Annotated in this window: 7 protein-coding genes; 1 reads left to right on the forward strand and 6 read right to left on the reverse strand. The window is 33.3% G+C overall.

What is annotated here, in order from left to right; genetic code table 11:
- Positions 1–16: 16 nt before the first annotated feature.
- The 6 genes from D8M03_RS13575 to D8M03_RS13600 all read right to left on the reverse strand — a co-directional run bounded on the left by D8M03_RS13575 (position 17) and on the right by D8M03_RS13600 (position 5,011).
- A complete protein-coding gene (locus D8M03_RS13575; RefSeq protein ID WP_245987609.1) occupies positions 17–1,717 on the reverse strand; it encodes a sensor domain-containing protein in 1,701 nt (566 codons plus the stop codon).
- Positions 1,718–1,935: 218 nt separating this feature from the next.
- On the reverse strand, positions 1,936–2,100 hold the full coding sequence (locus D8M03_RS13580; protein ID WP_121215367.1) for a transcriptional regulator: 165 nt from the start codon (positions 2,098–2,100) through the stop codon (positions 1,936–1,938).
- A gap of 1 nt (position 2,101) precedes the next feature.
- Positions 2,102–2,257, reverse strand: coding sequence for a transcriptional regulator (locus D8M03_RS13585; protein ID WP_121215368.1), 156 nt, complete (start codon positions 2,255–2,257; stop codon positions 2,102–2,104).
- A gap of 579 nt (positions 2,258–2,836) precedes the next feature.
- On the reverse strand, positions 2,837–3,265 hold the full coding sequence (locus D8M03_RS13590) for a GatB/YqeY domain-containing protein (protein WP_121215369.1): 429 nt from the start codon (positions 3,263–3,265) through the stop codon (positions 2,837–2,839).
- Between the two features lie 22 nt (positions 3,266–3,287).
- On the reverse strand, positions 3,288–4,148 hold the full coding sequence (locus D8M03_RS13595) for a patatin-like phospholipase family protein (protein ID WP_121215370.1): 861 nt from the start codon (positions 4,146–4,148) through the stop codon (positions 3,288–3,290).
- Positions 4,149–4,162: 14 nt separating this feature from the next.
- On the reverse strand, positions 4,163–5,011 hold the full coding sequence (locus tag D8M03_RS13600) for a tyrosine-type recombinase/integrase (RefSeq protein ID WP_121215371.1): 849 nt from the start codon (positions 5,009–5,011) through the stop codon (positions 4,163–4,165).
- A gap of 338 nt (positions 5,012–5,349) precedes the next feature.
- Here D8M03_RS13600 and D8M03_RS13605 point away from each other — a divergent pair, with 338 nt between their 5' ends.
- Complete coding sequence (locus D8M03_RS13605) at positions 5,350–6,141, forward strand: enoyl-CoA hydratase/isomerase family protein (RefSeq protein ID WP_121215372.1); 792 nt, start codon at positions 5,350–5,352, stop codon at positions 6,139–6,141.
- Positions 6,142–6,277: the final 136 nt, after the last annotated feature.

Genomic DNA, 6,277 nt, shown 5'->3' on the forward strand with positions numbered 1-6,277 from the left:
TGTCCCTGTTACTTTCTTATCTACTTAGTTTAGCTGTAATTTCTTCAACGCTAATTGGTTTGCTGAAATAATATCCTTGTACGTATTCACAATTATATTTTCTCAATATTTCAAGTTCTTTCGCCGTTTCAACGCCTTCTGCAACCACTTTTAAGTTCAATGCATGCGCCAACGAAATAATCGCCGCAACCATAGCAATCCCTGACTCTCCTTCATTCATATTTACAATAAAGGAGCGGTCAATTTTTAATACATCAATAGGAAATTCTTTTAAATACCCTAATGAACTATAACCTGTACCAAAATCATCAATTGCTACAGTTAATCCTAATTCTTTCATTTCCGTTATTTTATTTATGAGATCATTATTATAATCCATCATGCTCATTTCTGTAATTTCAATCTCTAGGTTGTGTGGATCTACTTTTGTTTCTTCGATAATTGAAACGAGTCGAGAAATAAAATTCACTTCCTGAAAATGAATAGGTGAAATATTGATAGCTACTCGTAAATCCAAATTAAATTGTTCTTTCCACTGTTTAATTTGCAATGAAGCTTTTCTTAGAACCCATTCACCAATGTCGCAGATTAAGCCACAGTCTTCGGCGAATGGAATAAATTGATTTGGCGGAATATTCCCTAATTCTGGGTCCTTCCATCTAAGGAGCGCTTCCATACCAACCATTTCTTCCGTTTGTACATCTATTTTAGGCTGATACACTAATTCTAATATATCTTTTTTTATTGCATTATGTAGCTTTGACTCCAGCAGTAAAGCGCGGTCGTTCATCCCGTTCATATTCTCTTTAAAGACCTGGTATTGATTACCACGTTTATTTTTTGCTGCATACATTGCCATATCAGCACTTACTAATAAATCATCCACCGTTAATCCATGGTCTGGATATATACTAATTCCTATACAAATACTTGAGTAAAATTCATAGTTATTAAAGCTAAATGGCTTTTTAAACTTTTGCATGAATTTCTCAGCATAATAATGAATTTGATCGGTATCTTCTAATAAAAATACAAATTCATCTCCGTTTAAACGATAAAACGAATTACCAGTTGTATCTAATTTTTTTAAACGATCAGCAACTTCAATTAAAAACATATCCCCTACATTATGTCCTAATGCATCATTGATGTTCCGGAATCGATTAATATCAATAAAAAATAAAGCAAATTTTTTATTATTGTTTATACTTTTGCTTATTTGTTCATTTAATCTTCTCGAAAGGTTACGTCGATTTGGCAATCCTGTTAAATCATCATGATTAGCAAAGTGACTTAAAATTGTGATATTTTTTTGTGCAGTAATATCTGATCGGATAGAAATATATTGATAAGGCTTACCCTTCTCATTTAAAAAAGGCACTATTGTAGTCTTTACCCAATATAAGGAACCATCCTTTGCCTTGTTGCAAATTTCACCATGCCATGTTTGTCCACTACCAATAGTCTTCCACATCTCTTTAAAAAAGGAACGAGAATGGAAACCAGAATTTAAGATATTGTGATTTTTTCCAATGAGTTCTTCTCTAGTATATTTTGAGATTTCACAAAATAAGTCATTGACTGCAGTAATATTACCTTTTTGATCAGTTACAGCTAAAATGGCTGATTCATCGAGGGCTGCTTTTATATCTTTCAGTTCATCATATGTATGTTCCATAAATGCTGTCTTTGTTGAAGAATGAATGTCGTTAGTCATCGTTTTCCTCCACTCATCTATTACAATCCATTATCTCAAATACCTAGAGTATATTTTATATACATTTGTTGAAATATGTCTTGTGTTTGTCGAATAAACCAATATAGCTATTTTATCATCATTTTCAAATTTTTGTAGGTTTATTAACATTCTGCCAAAAAAAATACTAACTTGTTTCTACGGACAAGTTAGTATTTCAAGTAATTTGATTGACTCGATTAATTTTCAATATCTCGACCTCTCTTCTTTTGGGCACGCTCATTGTAAGCATCAAGCTGTTCTTGAGATAAATTTAAAATGTAATAATGGAAATTTACTGGTTCTAAACCATATTGTTGGCAAGCATGTTTGTAATATTCATATCCGATTCTATAGTCAGTCATTTTACATTCTTCCTTTCATTTCTTGAGCTTGTTGATTATATTGATCAAGTTGCTCTTCCGATAGTTGTTGTACGTAATAATAAAAATTGATTGGTTCAAGCCCAAAATCCAAACATTTTGAAACATAATACTCATAGCCTTCTCGATAAATTGACATATAACATCTCTCCTTTGTAATATTGTACTATAACAGTTCGTTTTTCTTGTTATTAATATAGTACAGAGTTTTTTTCTTGTCAACAATTTTTCTGAAAAAATTGAAAAGATTGAAACTTCGCTGCAGAAAAGGAAGCTGGGACAAAAGAAATCAATATTTCTATTAAATGAAAAATGTTGATTTTTTGATGTGTGGAAAGTTGATTTCCATTCCGTGTGGACGCTTTCCGCGGGCATGGCCTCAACTAATTTTTGCCGACTATGGCCGGCAAAAATGGATTTTCGGCTCAGTGCTCCTGTCGCTTACGCTTTCGTCGCAAATAAATTTGCTATTCCCGCAGGAAGCTTTGCATCTGACGCTATCGCTTTCGATGCAGAATACAATTTGCTCTGTAGCGAAAGGCGAATGCCGTCAGCTACACTCTGCCACACTCCATTCCAATCAACTTTTTAAATAGCAGATTTTCAAAACTTTTATTTCTAAATAAATTTAAAAACCCACTTTTGTCCCAATCTCTTCAAAACACACAAAAAAGCAGATGCACGTCTTGACGCACATCTACTCTTTATGTTCTTCAAATTACGAAATTAAAGATTTCACCACTTTTGACATTGTAGCACCATCTGCTTTACCAGCTAATAATGGTTTTGCAATTTTCATGGCTTCACCCATGTTCATTCCTTTTGTTACCCCAGCTTCGGTTAAAACCGCAACGATTTCTTCTTCTGATAATTGTTTTGGAAGGAAGCCTTTTAGAATTGCCAGTTTGTTTTCTTCTTTTTCAATTAAATCTTCGCGATTTGCTTGTTTTGCACCGTCTAATGCTTGATTCGTTTGTTTAATTTCACGGTTTACAATTGCGATTTCCTCTTCTTCAGTTAATTGAGCTCCTTTTTCCTTCTCTTCTTTATCTAAAGCCGACTTTAATAAAGTAAGAACACCCTTCGCCAGTGCATCTTTTTCTTTCATTGCAGTCTTTAATTGCGCAAATACTTTTTCTTTTAACATATTTCGCTACTCCTTTTATTTATTAATTGTTTATAAACTGTACTAATTGAGCAAGTTTTTCGTTGCCTAGTTTATAGCCCATTTCATACCCTTGACGCAAGTTTAGCACATTTTTTTCCATACTGTTTAATGGAAATTCTGGTCTGAAAATCATGGCTTTACCCTCTTGCTCTAACTTTTCACAGAATTCTACCGTTTGATTATACTTATCAGCCCTAACTGCCATTTGTTCAACTAGTTTTGGATATTTCTTTCGTAATAAACGCATCACCCATTTACTTTGACGGTCCAAATGCTTTCTGTATCCATGTGGTCTAGTTAAAATAATGACATGCTTTTTATACCCATCTTCAATCGCTTTTTTAATAGGAATTGGATCCGCTAATCCTCCATCGAAATAAGGTGTGTCATTCATTTTTATTTCTGGGAATAGCACTGGAATTGCACAAGTTGCTCTTAACATCGTACACTTTTTATCCATTTCTAATGCATTCATATATTCAATGTTGCCAGTTATTGCGTTTGTAACACCAAATAACACAGTTCCCTCATGCTTTTTATACGTATCCCAATCGAATAAATCCAGTTGGTTTGGTACAATATCATAAGCAAACTCTAATCCAAATAGACTCTTTTCTTTTATAAAATTACGAAATCCCATATAACGTTTATCATTTCGGTAATCTGCTAATACACGATAGGTACGTTCCTTTTGTCTCGAAACGTACGAACAAGCATTAATTGCCCCAGCTGAAATACCTACAATATAAGGCATCATAAGATTATGATCTAAAAATGCATCTAAAATTCCGGCTGTATAAATAGTACGGAAAGTGCCACCTTCTAAAATTAAACTACAATTTGTTGGATTCAAGCTACTCATAATCTCTCCCGTTTTTAAGAAAATCTTCTTAATCGTTCTTGTAATACACTATTTCTAGCATATCCAAACTGTTTATATACTTCAATATCTGAAGTTTTTAATACTTCTTCATGAATGGTTGAATACCTGATCGTTGTTGCGGTTACTTTTTTGCCTAGTTGTTTTGAAACGAATTGAAAAATGCGTTCAATCGTTTTTTCGGTAATAGGATGGTTTCTTCTATTCCCAACCCCTAGCCAAATAAAGTCTACCCCAACACTTTCGGGGAATAAATTCTCAGTTTCCTTTTTATAAAAAGCTAACCAATCTAACATAGTGCTTGAAATATCCAATTTTCTAGCTTTCTTTCTTGTAATGATAGAAATATTACGATTTTGAATATGTGACCACTTCATTTTCACTACTTCTGCTGGTTTTAGACTTAGTTCTGCTACTAACCTTACAATACAAAAATTCCTTAATGCAATCCATTTGAATTCTTCATCCTCGGTAGTGGAATGAACATCAAACCAAACACGTAATACTTTTCTTAGTTCGTCCGATGGCAACATCGCAATTTTATTTTCATTAGCTTTTAGAGGTTTTAGTTCATCTACAGGAACTACTCGTATTAAATTACGCATATGCAAAAAATTTAGGAAGTTTTTTAATGAAGAGATTTTTCGATTAACAGATGTAATGGATTCATATTTTTCGAGAAGGTATGCAATATAATCTTTAACTAACTTTGTACAATCTGAATTCAAACTTATATTTTTTTCAGCTAAAAACTTTAAAAATTGTTCACTATCAATACAATACTGCTTGATAGTATGGGGTGATTTGTTTAATGATTCAAGATAAGCTTGGTAAAAATTAATCAATTGTCAACCCTCACTTCTCTTATTTAATTTTGCGTGAATGGATTTTGTTACACTGTTGATGTTGTTCGTGGTAGTAATTAATTCCATTATATAAAAGTGTCGGATAATATGCAAAATATTACCTATCAGAATTTTACGTGAAATGGATTTGAATTGCTTTTTAATGAGGTGCATTGATTAATTTTTGTAATTTTAAGTGTCGGATAATCTGTTGGTACTATAAAAGATGTGAAATTTGCCTAACCTTTGTCATAATTTTCTTAAATATTCGCAATTTAGTAGGAGGAAAAGTTATTCTAGTATATAATGTGTGAAACAAACTAAGGGGGATGTTTTGCATGCAAGTTCGTACTACGCGCCTTGAAGAAGAGGAAGCAAAAATTATTTTACAAGAAACTGCTGGATTAGCGATTATTACCATTCATCGACCACAATTAAAAAATGCATTAACTGCAAATATGTGGGATCAATTGGCTAAAATTGCGTTACAGACTCTTGAAAATCCTAAAAATAAAGTGTTGTTATTACGCGGATCTGGTGAAAATTTTACAGCTGGATCGGATATTAAAGAATTTAATTCTATCTCACTAGAGAAAGCTGAAGAAGCTTTTGTGCATATGGAAAAAACGATTTCAACAATTGAAAATTTACCAATACCAGTAATCGGTGTTATTAATGGGCCAGCAATGGGGGCAGGTCTTGAGTTGGCTCTAGCTTGTGATATTCGAATCGGTTCTGAAAAAGCTCGTATGGGGATACCTGTAGGAAAACTTGGTATTACGTTAAATAATAAATTCGCCAAACGCCTAGTTGACTTAGTAGGACCAGCCGCAACAAAGGACTTTGTTTTTACAGGCCGAATGTATAAAGCCGAAGAAGCCTATAAAGCTGGAATGTTAAACTATTTAGTGGCTGAGAAAGATTTAAATAAATTTGCCATCCGTATGGGGAAATTAGTAGCAGGTATGTCCCCTGCTTCATTACTTGCGGTTAAACGTTCTGTAAAAGAATGTTTAGATTCTTCACCAGTATTATGGAAATCCTCTACTCCTTTTGTAGACGCGAATGATTTTCCAGAAGGTGTCCGCGCATTTGTAGAAAAACGCCAACCACAATTTACACGAAAATAAAAAATTTAAGGTGACTCTAATATGGTACCTGTGGATAGGACACTTGAAAAAGAGTGTGCTATTCACAGGTATTTTTTATATACTAGACTTTCAAGAGGAATAAGGACGGACAGAAGACAGCGATGAGTAAACAATT

Source organism: Ureibacillus endophyticus (genome assembly GCF_003628435.1).
GTDB classification, from domain to species: domain Bacteria; phylum Bacillota; class Bacilli; order Bacillales_A; family Planococcaceae; genus Ureibacillus; species Ureibacillus endophyticus.